The sequence below is a fragment of the Xiashengella succiniciproducens genome, from assembly GCF_023674465.1.
GTDB lineage: Bacteria > Bacteroidota > Bacteroidia > Bacteroidales > Marinilabiliaceae > Geofilum > Geofilum succiniciproducens.
Window position 1 is genome coordinate 2,312,806 of record NZ_CP098400.1, and the last position, 14,353, is coordinate 2,327,158.

At 43.5% G+C, this 14,353-nt stretch carries 11 protein-coding genes; 6 read left to right on the plus strand and 5 right to left on the minus strand.

What is annotated here, in order from left to right:
* Window positions 1-87: 87 nt before the first annotated feature.
* Together cysK and M9189_RS09705 are read right to left on the minus strand one after the other, a co-directional pair.
* Entirely contained in the window at window positions 88-1,008 is a 921-nt protein-coding gene (gene cysK / locus M9189_RS09700; RefSeq protein WP_250722759.1) for a cysteine synthase A, read from the minus strand.
* A gap of 11 nt (window positions 1,009-1,019) precedes the next feature.
* Window positions 1,020-1,442: an RrF2 family transcriptional regulator gene (locus M9189_RS09705; RefSeq protein ID WP_250722761.1), complete on the minus strand. Its 423-nt coding sequence runs from the start codon at window positions 1,440-1,442 to the stop codon at window positions 1,020-1,022.
* 464 nt (window positions 1,443-1,906) lie between these two features.
* Here M9189_RS09705 and M9189_RS09710 point away from each other — a divergent pair, with 464 nt between their 5' ends.
* Window positions 1,907-4,291 (plus strand): RICIN domain-containing protein, encoded by a 2,385-nt coding sequence (locus M9189_RS09710; RefSeq protein WP_250722762.1) that lies wholly within the window; start codon window positions 1,907-1,909, stop codon window positions 4,289-4,291.
* 84 nt (window positions 4,292-4,375) lie between these two features.
* Here M9189_RS09710 and M9189_RS09715 read toward each other — a convergent pair whose 3' ends face one another.
* A complete protein-coding gene (locus M9189_RS09715) occupies window positions 4,376-5,953 on the minus strand; it encodes a glycoside hydrolase family 43 protein (RefSeq protein ID WP_250722764.1) in 1,578 nt (525 codons plus the stop codon).
* Window positions 5,954-6,197: 244 nt separating this feature from the next.
* Here M9189_RS09715 and M9189_RS09720 point away from each other — a divergent pair, with 244 nt between their 5' ends.
* From M9189_RS09720 to M9189_RS09740, 5 genes are all read left to right on the plus strand, one after another.
* On the plus strand, window positions 6,198-7,484 hold the full coding sequence (locus M9189_RS09720) for a glycoside hydrolase family 2 protein (RefSeq protein WP_250722765.1): 1,287 nt from the start codon (window positions 6,198-6,200) through the stop codon (window positions 7,482-7,484).
* 2 nt (window positions 7,485-7,486) lie between these two features.
* On the plus strand, window positions 7,487-8,839 hold the full coding sequence (locus M9189_RS09725; protein ID WP_250722767.1) for a beta-galactosidase small subunit family protein: 1,353 nt from the start codon (window positions 7,487-7,489) through the stop codon (window positions 8,837-8,839).
* A gap of 86 nt (window positions 8,840-8,925) precedes the next feature.
* On the plus strand, window positions 8,926-9,693 hold the full coding sequence (locus M9189_RS09730) for an exodeoxyribonuclease III (RefSeq protein ID WP_250722768.1): 768 nt from the start codon (window positions 8,926-8,928) through the stop codon (window positions 9,691-9,693).
* A 24-nt stretch (window positions 9,694-9,717) separates the two neighbouring features.
* Window positions 9,718-11,793 carry a dipeptidyl-peptidase Dpp5 gene (dpp5, locus tag M9189_RS09735; RefSeq protein ID WP_250722770.1) on the plus strand — a complete coding sequence of 692 codons (2,076 nt, stop codon included), beginning with the start codon at window positions 9,718-9,720 and terminating at the stop codon, window positions 11,791-11,793.
* 182 nt (window positions 11,794-11,975) lie between these two features.
* Window positions 11,976-12,878 carry a nucleotidyltransferase family protein gene (locus M9189_RS09740; protein WP_250722772.1) on the plus strand — a complete coding sequence of 301 codons (903 nt, stop codon included), beginning with the start codon at window positions 11,976-11,978 and terminating at the stop codon, window positions 12,876-12,878.
* Here M9189_RS09740 and nth read toward each other — a convergent pair whose 3' ends face one another.
* Both nth and zupT read right to left on the minus strand, forming a co-directional pair.
* Window positions 12,879-13,523: an endonuclease III gene (gene nth / locus M9189_RS09745; RefSeq protein WP_250722774.1), complete on the minus strand. Its 645-nt coding sequence runs from the start codon at window positions 13,521-13,523 to the stop codon at window positions 12,879-12,881.
* Window positions 13,524-13,525: 2 nt separating this feature from the next.
* Window positions 13,526-14,353 (minus strand): zinc transporter ZupT, encoded by an 828-nt coding sequence (gene zupT / locus M9189_RS09750; protein ID WP_250722775.1) that lies wholly within the window; start codon window positions 14,351-14,353, stop codon window positions 13,526-13,528.

Below are 14,353 nucleotides of genomic sequence, written 5' to 3' on the forward strand. Positions count from 1 at the left end.
AAAGGACTTGAAAACCGCAAATGTGATGATCAGTACAACTTCCCTTACTGCCTTATTGTGCTCACTGAGTTATAACAAAGGTGCCTATCAGATCTCGAAGGCACTCAAATAGCGCTCACCAGTATCAGGAAGAACAACTACAACAAGTTTTCCTTTGTTTTCGGGGCGGTTTGCAACTTCAATTGCTGCTTTTAGAGCTGCACCGGAAGAGAATCCGCATAGGATACCTTCCTGAGTTGCTGCAAGGTTGGCTGTATTGATAGCATCATCATTACTAACCTTGACAACTTCGTCATACACAGATGTATTAAGTACGTCGGGTACAAAACCTGCACCGATACCCTGAATCCTGTGAGGACCGGGCTGACCACCCGATAGAACAGGGCTTGCTTCAGGTTCAACAGCAATTATCTTAACACCTGGCTTCTTAGCCTTCAACACTTCACCCACGCCGGTGATAGTTCCACCCGTACCAATACCTGATACAACAATATCAACCTTACCATCAGTATCTTCCCAGATTTCAAGAGCAGTTGTCTTGCGGTGTACTTCAGGATTAGCAGCATTTTTAAACTGTTGCGGGATAAATGAATTGGGGTTGGCAGCAGCCAGTTCAACAGCCTTTGCAATAGCACCCTTCATACCTTCTGCAGCAGGAGTAAGAACTAATTCGGCACCAAACTTCTTAAGCAGTTTGCGACGTTCCACGCTCATGCTTTCGGGCATTGTAAGGATAACCTTGTATCCCTTTACGGCAGCAACGAATGCAAGACCTACTCCGGTATTACCGCTGGTTGGTTCGATAATCACAGAATCCTTCTTAAGAATACCCTTACGTTCTGCATCCTCAATCATGCTAAGGGCGATACGGTCCTTAACTGAACCGGCAGGGTTGAAGAATTCAAGTTTTGCTACTACCTCGGCTGAAGCACCATTAGTAAGCTTATTTATTTTTACAAGAGGTGTTCTACCTATTAGTTCTGTAACGTTTTGTGCAATTTTTGTCATGGCTTTTTATTTTAGATGTAATACATTAGTTTATCAGCACTTTCATAGTATTTCTTGTGTATATCCTGCAAGGTTATACTTTCCATTTGTTTCCTGAACTCGACTATAGTGTCTGCCAGGATTTCATCAATCACCTGTCCGGTCAGTTCTAAACTTTTTGAATTTGGCTTACCAGATATACCTTCCAGAGCTTCTATAATCTGGGCCAGAGAAACATTCCGTGGGTCGCGCGTCAGTCGGTAACCCCCTCCTGCTCCCCTCTTGACCTCAAGTATGCCATGCTTCTTCAGCGTAACGGCAATGCCTTCAAGGAATTTGTGAGGGATTTCGCAGGATATTGCTGCCCTTTGGATGTCTGTATACTCCTCAGTATCCACATCCAAAAACAGCAGAAACTGTAATCCGTATTTTACTTTGTTTGAAAAGCGAAGCATTTTAATATGATTTTGTTTTGCAAATATAACGGGGCACTTGGAAGATAGTTCATTAATATCATCCCTTATTCATATTATATTAATATGTTATTCTCTGCTTCAATGGGGGATTAATACGTATAAGCCGCGCGCAACGCGGCTTTCACATGCTCACTCAGTATTCAAGATTATTTCCTATTTATAATATATGATTATTATAAAACATCCAAGCGCGCAATTTATTTACTTAACATATTATTTGAAACTATTTCATTAATCAAGTACTTTTTTATATAATATCTCACCGCCTATCTCGCTCATATGCTGCATTTTTACTGATTCGGTTAATTAACAAAATTATCCGAAACCAGAAGTTTTTTATCTAAAAAAGACAAAGCACACAGGACCAGCACCTTAACTTTATATTTACTCTTTGGAGACAGTTGACTATCAGAGAGCTAAGTCTAACTTAAATCTTAATAAAAATGAAAAGAAATCTACGTGGAATCCTTATTCCTTTATTATTGCTTTTGCCAGGTGTGCTTATGGCATGGCCGGGGATGGAAACGCCTACTCTCAAAGTTGAGGGTCGGTATCTTAAAGACCCTTGCGGAAACATTATAAATCTTCATGGGGTAGGTATTACAGTATCCCCATGGTTTAATGGCTGTATGTTTGGCAGTCAGTATTGTCGCTGGGACAACTACAATGTAACTGGTGCACTGAACTACAACAAAGCCATCATAGACAGATTGACCAACACAGGAGACGGATGGTTTATCAACTATATACGCCTTCATATTGACCCTTACTGGACTAACACTCCCGGTGCAGCAATTCCGGAAAACAATATCTCCAGGTTTAATTTCCAACGACTTGTCACTTACACTGATCAGGTAATAGTACCTCTTATCAATCATGCCCGCAGCAGAGGATGTTACGTAGTTCTGCGCCCCCCTGGGGTATGTCCTGATAGAATTGCAGTTAACGATGCTTACCACCAGTACCTGATGCAGGTATGGGGCTACCTGTCAAAGCACCCTTCTATCAAAAATGCAAATAATGTAATGTTTGAAATTGCCAATGAACCAATTGAAATTTTGGGCACCAATGGAGTTTGGGGATCAACAGGTCAGGCACATTTCCAGGCGCTCAAGAACTTCTTCCAACCAATAGTAAACATGATCAGAAATAACGGAGCTAATAATATCTGCTGGATTCCGGGTACAGGTTGGCAATCCCACTATGCAGGTTATGCAACCTACCCTATTACCGGAGGAAACATTGGATATGCTGTACACATATATCCTGGCTACTGGGGAGGCGTGCACAATTATCAGGCATTTAAGAGTGCCTGGGATATTAATGTAAAGCCTGCTGCAGATATTGCTCCAATTATTATTACTGAAACTGACTGGGCTCCACAATCATACAAAGATGCTGGTCATTATGTATGGGGAATCTCAACCACAGGCGTTGCCGGAGGTAACGGATTTGGAGCAAACCTCAAGTACATTACCGATCAATCAGGCAATGTCAGCTGGAATGTGTTAGCTCCTGAAAACCTTCTTCACATGGGAGACCCCAACGGAGGAACAGCATATGGGAATAACTGGGAAGCTTGTGCGGCTCCTGTAAAACAGTGGTTTTCCCAATATGCAGCAAGCACCCTTCCAACAGGTAATTGTTCACAACCTGGAGGTTGTAGCGGAACCAATAATCTTCCTGATGGGATTTATACTATCACAGCAAGGCATAGTAGCAAAAACCTTGATGTATATAACCTTTCCACTCAGGCTGGAGGTAATATAGTTCAATGGAGCCCCACAGGCCACCAGAACCAACAATGGATTGTAACCAAAAGCAACGGGTACTTTAGCATCAGGAGTATATATAGTGATAAGTGTCTGGATGTTGAAAACTGGGGAACCCATGATGGCGCAAATATTCAGCAATGGGATTGCAACGGAATGGAAGTTCAACAGTTCTGTGTTCAGGATGCCGGAAACGGATACTACTCTATTATAAACAGGAATAGCGGCAAATGCGTGGATATTACAAATGTATCAACTGCAGATGGAGCCAATGTTCAACAATACACCTGCAACGGATGCACATGTCAGCAATTTCGCTTCACTCCAGTTGCGTCAAATAGCATTAGTGAGGGAACTTACACATTAATCAACAGGCATAGTGGTCAGGCCCTTGATGCATCCGGTAAAGGCACAACACAAGGCACAAACGTTGCGCAATGGGCAGCAAATGGACAGACAAACCAACAATGGATTTTCACCTCTACTGGTGACGGTTACTTCAGAATCTCGCCAGCACACGCACCATCATTGGGACTCGATGTTGTAGAAGCATCAACTGCCAACGGAGCTAATATTCAATTGTGGTCATATTGGGGTGCTGATTGCCAGAAGTGGAAAATAACTGAATCTGATGGAGGTTACTACAAGATTGAAGCAAAACATAGCGGACAACTTATTGAAGTAGTAGGAGCCTCAACTCAAAACGGGGCCAATGTACAACAGTGGCCCAACAACAACCATTACTGTCAGCAATGGGCATTACAAAAGCTGAAAAGTGCTTCACTTGAATCAGGCATAGATGACGAAGAATGTTATGATGAAAGCAGCCTTACCCTTCTAACCAACAGATCAGATGGCAGCTTTACTCTTGAGGCAGACAATCTTGAAGGCATTACAAAAGTAATGGTTTACGATATGCAGGGAAGACTACTTTTTGCCAGATCCTACACTAAGCCAAACAGAATAGAGGTAAATGCCAACCTTCAAGGAGGCCTTTACATTGTAGCTGTCGTTAATGGAGAAAAAAGAGCAAGTTTCAAACTTGATCTCAGGTAAAAAAGGATCGCTTGCGGGGGCAAGCTATCAAAGCAATACCCGGGTAAAGTGAAAATTACCCGGGTATACTTTTTTCTAAAACCTTTATTCAATAACTGCTCCTTCTCCTACCCTATAGTAATCAAAGTCAACATATCCGCCGGCTTCCTTTGTTGCAAAGTTGAACAACCCAAAGCGGTATCCCATAAAGTGGGGCATAGAATAACGCATTTGAAGGGTGTCACCAAACTGTGTCCAGTCATTACCTTCAAGCTTGAAATAGAACAAGGCCTTGTCATTCCTTTCTGTAAAATCACAGTTGATTTTGAAAGCCACTTTATCTCCGGCAAATGGCATATAGTCAATCAACACAGGCTCATCTCTTTCGCTGCGCATCATCACTATAGACTTCTGACCATCCTGCATCCTTACACCGATAAAGCCATAGATCCTTTGGAAAGCGACTAATCCTGCATAGTCTCCATCCTTCATTCCGGCAGTTTCAATTGTAATCTCAGCAGAACTGGTTGGACCAAAGGTGCGCTGAGTAAGTATGTTCTTTGATTCAGTAACATTTGCAACAACCCTGTCTGTTGTTAACCTGAAATAACCCGGACGGTCAGTAAGTGACCAAAAGTTATGATCAGGGTTGTGGTTCCATTGCCATGCAAGAGGCATTTCCCTGTCTCCTTCTTTCCTGTCAAATTCGTCAGATGCAACAATACCTGCGGCATTGATATTTGCAACCTTGATGTCGAGGGTGTCGGGTACTACTCCATCAACACCCAACACGGGCCATCCATTCTCCCATTTCATAGGAACAATGTAGGGCATACGACCAACTGCACCGTAATCCCTGAAAAGGTAAGCATACCAGTTTCCCTCAGGAGTATCGATAATACAACCTTGGGCAATGCCTCTGTCTTGCAGAACTACACGACCTTCATACGGACCGGTCAGGTTGTCTGAACGGTGCACCACAACAGTTCTCATACCTCCTTGTGGCCAGCAAATATTGAACAGATAGTATTTGCCGTCGTATTTATACATTTGAGAACCTTCGGCATGAAGCATAAGGTTTTCTGAGGCTACCTTTCCGGCATCGGGAACAATAACCTGGTTCAAACCATCAGCTTTGATACCTGACAGATCGCTCTCCAATTCAACAATCCTGATATCACCCCCACCAAAAATCAGATATACCTTATCATCTTCAAAGAAAAGGCTGTGGTCGTGACAACTTGGCTCAAATGAATGTTCTACCCATGGTTCGTTTTCAGGGTCAGTAGTAGTATAAATGTGAGTTTTTCCAGAAGTAGCCGAGAATGTACTAGCATAGAACACTCCGTTATGATACCTGATACTTGGTGCCCATGAACCTCTACCATAGCAGTTCTGACCATTTTCAAGGTTCATCATGTCATTGTCAACCAGTTTGTCGTATGCATAGCTAACCAGCTCCCAGTTTACCAGGTCCTTTGACTTCATAATAGGCAAACCCGGATTCATGTGCATAGTAGTACTTGCCATATAATAGACGTCGCCTGCCCTGACCATGGCTACGTCCGGAACGTCGGCAAAGATCACCGGATTAGTAGCATAAACCTCTGGCTGAGGCTCAGTATTAGTTTTACATCCGGCTAAGCAACAAAGCACGAAAACCCCAATAAAGACTTTTTTCATTTTCCTGAATTTTATTCAAATTAATAGATGTATAACATATGTTAAATTTAGCTCCATTTCTGCAAAGATGCTTTAAGATTAAGATATTTTTACGCTTCCAGGTTTTAAATTATGAGTAAAATCACAGGTCAATAGAAGGCCTTATTCCAGTCTGAATTGGGATAAAAATCTTAATTTGCCTTCCAAAGACCGCTGTCTGCAAAGAATAACGCAAAACCCAACGCACATATAAACAAATACAGTTTTGGATACATCTATTAAATATTTAAACAGGAAATCCTTTAGCCTTTTTGCATTGTTAATAATGCTGTCTGCCGGACTTACAGCCCAGAAGGCAAAAGAATGGGAGGACCCACAGGTTATCGGTATTAACAAGGAAGATTATCACACCTCCCTGCTTCTGCCTTCTGCAAAGGCAGAAGCCTCATGGATAGTTTCACTTAACGGCAAATGGAAGTTCCATTGGTCAAAAGACCCGGATCACAGACCTACAGATTTTTACAAAAGAGATTATGACGCTTCCGGATGGGATGACATTGTCGTCCCGGGAAACTGGCAAATGCAGGGCTATGGATTGCCAATCTACTCCAACTGGACCTACCCTTTCAAAAATGATCAGCCGCGGGTAACAGCAGAACCGCCGGCAAACTACTACAGCTATGAAAATCGAAATCCCGTAGGTTCTTATGTTACCTCATTCGATCTTGAGTCAGTCATTGACGATAAGCAATACTTCCTACATTTCGAGGGGGTCGAGTCTGCAATGTATGTTTGGCTCAATGGACAACTTGTGGGATATAGCGAGAATTCATATTCACCTGCTGAATTTGATATTACTTCCTATGTCCGCAAAGGGGACAACAAGCTTGCTGTAGAAGTATATCGCTGGTCAGATGGCAGCTACATCGAAGATCAGGATATGTGGAGACTTAGCGGGATATTTCGTCCTGTTGAACTGTTAATCAGACCTAAAACTCACATCAGCGATTACTCTGTTACAGCGATGCCTTCAGATGATTTCTCAAATGCTACAATTCAGATTGAAGCAAAAATCAGGAATTGCAGTTCACGTGTAGCAAAGGATCTAAGTTTTGAAATCAGATTGTCAGGTAAGGATGCTAAGGGTAAACCGATAATAAAGACAGTCTCTTCAAAACTCCCTGCAACCGGACCAAATTCGACATCCAACATCGTACTTACCACTACCATTGATGCGCCGGCTCTGTGGTCAGCCGAGAAGCCAAACCTCTACGAGGTTGAGCTGTCTTTGTTGCACAAAGGACAGAAGGTTGAGGATCTTACCTTTCATACAGGGGTAAGAAATGTTGAGGTTAGAGGGGAAGTGCTATATGTCAACGGGAAGCCCGTTAAACTCAAAGGGGTTAATTATCATGAACATCATCCCAGAACGGGAAGATATCTGGATGCTGAAACACTTGAGTATGACCTCAAGATGATGAAGCGCGCCAATATCAATTTTATCAGGACATCACACTATCCGCATATTCCAACAGTTACCTTCACCCCCTAAGAATGGTGGAAGCAGCCGATATGGTGAAGGACAAGCCTTTGAGTAATATTGCCCTGGGAGAGGATGAATACTGGGCATATGGAGGCAGCTTCGGTGACCAGCCTAATAACGGATATACCTGTATCAACGGACTTTTTAGAGCCGACAGGGTGCCTAATCCACACTTCTATCAGGTTGCCAGGACCTATCAGAATATAGAATTTACACTTGTTGGCAACAATAAGATCAAACTGAGAAACAAGCACTTCTTCACTTCTCTTGATGAGTTTGACTACAGTTATGAGTGGATGGAAGGCGGAGTTATTATAAACAAAGGGAAGGCTTCACTCGCCGACGATATATTAACAATAGAGACTACTGTAGCAGAAAGAAAAGAACTGATTCTTACCATTTATGCTCACATAAAGCAAGAACAGCCATGGGCAGAGAAAGGCTTTGTAGTTGCCTGGGAACAGTTTGTTGTTTCACCAGGTGAAAAAAACACGTTATCAACAGACGCGGGTAAACCATCCATAAGTCTGACCGGCAATGAAATCAGAATAGAGGCTGCTGGCTCAGATTATGTATTTGATGCTAAAACAGGAGCCCTGATTTCATGGAAGTCAAACGGCAAGGAAATCCTTTCTGGTGCACTGGAACCTTACTTCTGGAAACCGGCAAATGTCAATCAGTTGCAAAACAACTACAACAACCGTCTGGGAGCATGGAGAGATGCAGCTAAGCAACGCATTCTAAAGGAATACCGGACATATCAAGATGAAGGAATACAGAGTATTGAGTTTAAATATGACCTACCTGTCGGAGCCTTATATATTCTGACCTATTCTATAGACGGAACAGGTAGGCTCAAGATCAATGCGCATTACAGTCCATACAAAACAGATATCCCACTGATGCCAAAATTTGGTTTCAGAGCTCAGCTATCCCCATCTTATGATACTTTTGCATGGTATGGTCGTGGGCCTCATGAAAACTATCCGGACAGGAAGTCCGGATATATGATTGGCCGATATAAATTGCCAATTGACAGCATAATGGTAGACTATGCCAAACCTCAGGATAATGCAAACAGGTGCGATGTTCGGAGCCTCAGCATTACTGGTAAAGATATTCCACTAATAAAGATCCAGGGCATAGACTTGTTTAATTTCAGGGCATGGACATACTTAGAAGAAGATCTTGAGAAGGCAGATTATCCCTTTCAGCTTCCTGACAGGGATTATATCAACCTTAACATAGATAGCGAGATACATGGTGTAGGAGGAAACGATGGATGGGGAGCGAGAACCATGGATCAATATACAGTTGACGGAAACAAAGAGCGCTCATTTGAGTTTATTATTGAAGCAATATAAAAATAAGCCGATCAGCTGATTATCATTTTAAGAAAGACAAATAAATGCTAGATTTCGGCGGGTAAAAACAGTAATACTTAGAGAATATGAAGCTAATATCATGGAATGTAAACGGGATTAGGGCTGTAACCCAGAAGAACTTCTTTGCAGACATTGAAAGTCTTGCACCCGATATTCTTTGTCTTCAGGAGACCAAGGCGCAGGATCATCAGGTAGAGGAAAGTCTTGCACCACTTAAAGACAAGTACCACATCTACAGCAATTCTGCTGAACGTAAGGGGTACTCGGGAACTGCAATCCTGACCAAGACGGCTCCAATCAGCGTTAGCTATGATATAGGCAAACCAGAACATGACCAGGAGGGGCGTGTGATATGTGCAGAATATGACAGTTTTTATCTTGTAAATGTTTATGTGCCTAATTCAGGTAGCGAACTGAAAAGACTTGACTACCGTCAGGAATGGGATCTTGACTTTTACAACTACCTGAAGAATCTGGAGAAGACCAAGCCTGTGATTGTTTGCGGTGACCTTAATGTCGCACATAAAAGCATTGACCTGGCCAGACCAAAGGAAAACTACAATAAGGCTGCCGGCTTTATGCAGGAAGAGATTGACGGTATGGATCGCTATGTGGGCGGAGGCTTTGCTGACACTTTCAGGCATCTATACCCTGATCGCACTGATAAATACAGCTGGTGGAGCTTCAGGGCCGGAGCACGCGGCAAGAACATAGGCTGGAGAATCGACTACTTCCTGGTTAGTCCCGCTCTGCTACCGCGAGTCAAGAATGCAGATATCCTTGACAATATAATGGGCAGTGACCACTGTCCGGTAACCCTTGAACTTGAGTAAATTAAATAAGAATAGTAATATTTTATGAAACGCGTATTGTATTTAGCAGCATTGACCCTGGCCCTTGGTGCCTGTGAAGAGAAAACCGATACCCCGGATGGTTCGTTTAACAACCGTGACCTTGTATTACAATCGGATATTATGACTCCGGAGGTACTATGGTCTTTCGGTCGTTTAAGTGAAGTAGCCCTCTCTCCCGATGGCAGTACCGTGGTATATGGAGTGACCTATACCAATATCAGTGAGAACAAATCCTACACTGACCTGTATACCGTTCCTGCGAAAGGTGGAGAAGTAAAGCAGATCACAAATACCAAGTTTAATGAAGCCCAACCTGGCTGGCATCCTGATGGACAAAAGATTACTTTCCTCAGTTCTGAATCCGGAAGCATGCAGCTTTGGGAGATGAACATCGATGGCAGTGCCCGTAAGCAAATTACGGATGTAGAAGGTGGTATCAGCGCTTACCTATACTCACCAGACATGAAGCAACTGGCATATATTAAAGCAGTAAAACTTGACCAGACTGTTAATGACCTATATCCGGATCTTCCTCTGGCAAATGCACGTATAGAAGATGATTTGATGTACAGGCACTGGGATTCATGGCATGACTATACATACAACCACCTGTTTATTGCTCCATACAGCGAAGGAAGTCTTATTACCTCAGGTAAGGATATAATGGAAGGTGAACGCTTTGACTCTCCTATGAAACCCTTTGGTGGAATGGAACAGATTGCTTGGTCACCCGACAGCAAAAGCATTGTATATACATGCAAGAAACTGGTTGGAAGGGACTATGCCTTCTCTACAAATTCAGACCTTTATCTGTACAATATTGAAACAGGACTTACTGAAAACCTGACCGAAGGAATGATGGGTTATGATCAGAATCCTGTCTTCTCTCCCGATGGCAGCAAGCTGATCTGGGAAAGCATGGAAAGGGATGGTTATGAAGCTGACAAGAACCGTCTCTTTCTGATGGACATGGCAAGTCGTGAAAAAAAGGATCTGACTGCATCATTCGATCATAATATTGCATCACCTGTATGGGATAGAGAAAAGCCCTATATCTGGTTTGTTTCAAATGTAAGTGCAACCGAACAAATCCATGCAATCGACCTTCAAACCGGAGAAATAACTAAGGTAACCGAGGGAATGCAAGACTTTGTTCAGGTCCTCAATGCCGGAGATATACTTATTGCCGTTCGCATGAGTATTAGTTCACCATCTGAAATATACAGCATAGACCTAGCTAGCGGAACTGCAACCAATATTTCAAATATCAATACACCAGTCCTGTCTCAACTTACCCTTGGTGATGTAGAAGAAAGATGGGTCAAGACCACTGACGGCAAGGATATGCTCGTTTGGGTTATCTATCCTCCCCACTTCGATCCTTCAAAGAAATACCCGGCCATCCTCTACTGCCAGGGCGGTCCCCAAAGCGGTGTAAGCCAGTTCTGGAGCCTTAGATGGAACTTCCAGATGATGGCTGCCAACGGTTACGTGGTGATTGCACCAAACCGCAGGGGACTGCCGGGCTTTGGAACTGAGTGGAATGAACAGATCAGTGGTGACTACGGAGGTCAGAATATGAAGGACTACCTGAGTGCTGTTGATGCCCTTTCAAAGGAGCCCTTTATTGACGAAACCCGTCTTGGTGCAGTGGGAGCCAGTTATGGCGGTTTCTCAGTTTACTGGCTCGCAGGCAATCACAATAAACGCTTCAAGGCATTTATAGCACATTGCGGGATATTCAACAGCGATATGATGTACACAACCACAGAGGAGATGTTCTTTGTTGACTGGGATATGAAAGGTCCATACTGGAAGCATCCCAATAAGCAATACAGTGCCTCACCTCACCTCTTTGCCGACAAGTGGGATACACCAATACTTGTAATCCACGGAGAAAAGGACTTCCGCATCCCTTACACACAGGGAATGGCAGCCTTCAATGCCGCCAGGATACAAGATATCCCTGCACGCTTCCTTTTCTTCCCCGAAGAAAATCACTGGGTGCTGTCTCCTCAAAATGGTATCCTTTGGCAAAGGGAATTTGCTGGTTGGCTAAATAAATGGCTAAAGGAGTAGCAGAATTAGCTTTGAAGGAAGCAGATTTGTTACAAGAGGATATTCAGGAGTGGTGATTAACCTGGACAAAAACAGATACTATTATAGAAATTTCATTAAACAGCCGCAGTGTCCCTGCGGCTGTTTTGATTAGTTGAGGAATTAGTTGCAATTTTGCCTTTGTAAATAAAATAAACAGAATAATGAAACCTACACTACTTATACTTGCTGCCGGAATGGGCAGTCGTTACGGGGGTTTGAAGCAAATGGACGAACTTGGTCCCTCCGGTGAATCAATTATTGACTACTCTATTTACGATGCTATACAGGCAGGCTTTGGTAAGGTTGTCTTTGTTATCCGTGAAGATTTTGCCGAAGCTTTCAAGGAAAGATTTGAACCCCGCCTTAAAGGAAGGATAGAAACCACCTATGTATATCAAAGTCTTGACAAGATTCCGGCAGGATTCACAGTTCCCGAAGGTCGCGAAAAACCCTGGGGTACCGGTCATGCAATGATTATGGCAAAAGATGTAATTGATACTCCGTTTGCAGTTATCAATGCTGACGACTTCTACGGCAGGGATGCTTATGCAAAGGCTGTTGAGTTTTTGAAAGCAAGCAGGGAAGAGAATGCCTATGCAATGATAGGATATGCCTTGAAAAACACCCTGTCTGAGCACGGTACTGTGTCAAGGGGGGTGTGTGGTGTTGATGCAAACAACTTCCTTACTCACGTGGTAGAGCGCACCAAGATAGGATATGAAGGAGAGAAAATATTCTTTTACGAGGACGATAAGAAGGAGGAACTAAGCGGAGAAGTCCCTGTATCAATGAACTTCTGGATATTCAAGCAAGGCTTCCTGGCTCATCTTGAAGAAGGATTCAAGGACTTCCTTAAAGCCAAAGGTAGTGAACTGAAGTCTGAGTTTTACTTCAACGCCCAGGCAGACAATATGGTCAAAAGTGGTAAGGCAACCGTTAAGGTTATCAACACCTCATCCCGCTGGTTTGGAGTGACTTACCGCGAGGATCGTCCCATGGTTCAGGAGTCATTGCTTAAGCTCCATGAATCAGGTCTTTATCCAAAACAAGGTCTCTGGGTATAATTACTGTTTATCCAGTTTTGAATAGTAATCACAGAAGTCCCTGAGTCCACATTCTCCACATTTGGGTTTTCTGGCAATACACACGTAGCGTCCGTGCAGGATCAACCAATGGTGTGCTATTGCCAGAAGGTCCTCAGGGATATACTTCACAAGCTGCTTTTCTGTCTCCAAAGGGGTCTTGGCATCTTTAGTCAGTCCTATACGAGCTGCAACTCTAAACACATGAGTATCCACTGCCAGAGCAGGTTTATTAAAGACCACAGAAGCTATCACATTAGCTGTCTTGCGTCCAACACCTGGCAGTTTCTGCAACTCATCCACATCAGAAGGTACTACTCCACCAAATTCACCTATCAGCTTCTGGGCCATCCCCACAAGGTTCTTACTCTTGTTATTGGGGTAGCTGCAAGAACGGATATATTCAAACACTTCCGATACCTCAGCCCTTGCAAGGGTCTCTGGTGCAGGGAAACGCTCGAAAAATTTAGGAGTAATCTGGTTGACCCTCTTGTCGGTGCACTGAGCTGAGAGTATAACAGCAACCAGTAGCTCATAGGGATTACTATAATGCAGTTCGGTTTCCGCAACCGGCATATTCTCCTGAAACCAGGCAATAACTTTATCAAACCGTTCTTTCCTACGCATATTTACATCATTAGCAAGAGGCTCAGAGCCATAACGGCCATGCCGCTCACAAGTCCATAGATTGAGAGGTGGTGCTCACCAAACTCACGGGCAGCGGGCAGCAGTTCATCAAGACTAATAAAAACCATTATACCAGCCACTGAAGCAAAGATAATCCCAAAAAGTAGTGGTCCCATAAAGGGCATCAGCAGACCAAAACCTATCAATGCACCCAATGGTTCTGCAAGCCCTGAAAGGAAGCTGTAGCGAAAAGCCTTACGCTTACTACCTGTTGCATAAAATACTGGAATAGAAACTGCAATACCTTCCGGGATATTGTGAATTGCAATTGCAGCAGCAATTGCAATACCCAGGTTTGGATCAGCCAGGGCAGCAGTAAAAGTTGCCAAGCCCTCGGGAAAGTTGTGAATAGCGATTGCCAATCCCGTCATTACTCCCACACGCATCATCCTTTTTTCCTTTGTTTTCCTTTTCCTTTGCTCCTCGGTCATATCTTCCACTTTCCCAATCTCGTGAGGGTTCTCTCCTTTTGGGATAAACCTGTCGATAAGTGCAATCAACATGATACCTCCAAAGAAAGAAAGCACCGTAATCCAGGTCCCGTGAACGTCCCCATATTCAGCGGACAGCTGAGTCCTGGCTTTGAGGAAGATCTCCACAAAGGAGACATAGATCATAACACCGGCAGAGAAACCTAGTGAGATTGACAGAAAGCGGGTATTAGTACGCTTGGCAAAGAAGGCCATGGCACTACCGATACCCGTTGACAAACCGGCCAGCAGGGTCAGTCCAAATGCCAACATTACATTACTAACTTCTATATCGCCCAT

Coding starts and splice junctions, on each gene's coding strand:
- cysK (WP_250722759.1), bottom strand. CDS start 1,008: ATGACAAAAATTGCACAAAACGTTACAGAACTAATAGGTAGAACACCT.
- M9189_RS09705 (WP_250722761.1), bottom strand. CDS start 1,442: ATGCTTCGCTTTTCAAACAAAGTAAAATACGGATTACAGTTTCTGCTG.
- M9189_RS09710 (WP_250722762.1), top strand. CDS start 1,907: ATGAAAAGAAATCTACGTGGAATCCTTATTCCTTTATTATTGCTTTTG.
- M9189_RS09715 (WP_250722764.1), bottom strand. CDS start 5,953: ATGAAAAAAGTCTTTATTGGGGTTTTCGTGCTTTGTTGCTTAGCCGGA.
- M9189_RS09725 (WP_250722767.1), top strand. CDS start 7,487: ATGGTGGAAGCAGCCGATATGGTGAAGGACAAGCCTTTGAGTAATATT.
- M9189_RS09730 (WP_250722768.1), top strand. CDS start 8,926: ATGAAGCTAATATCATGGAATGTAAACGGGATTAGGGCTGTAACCCAG.
- dpp5 (WP_250722770.1), top strand. CDS start 9,718: ATGAAACGCGTATTGTATTTAGCAGCATTGACCCTGGCCCTTGGTGCC.
- M9189_RS09740 (WP_250722772.1), top strand. CDS start 11,976: ATGAAACCTACACTACTTATACTTGCTGCCGGAATGGGCAGTCGTTAC.
- nth (WP_250722774.1), bottom strand. CDS start 13,523: ATGCGTAGGAAAGAACGGTTTGATAAAGTTATTGCCTGGTTTCAGGAG.
- zupT (WP_250722775.1), bottom strand. CDS start 14,353: ATGGGCGATATAGAAGTTAGTAATGTAATGTTGGCATTTGGACTGACC.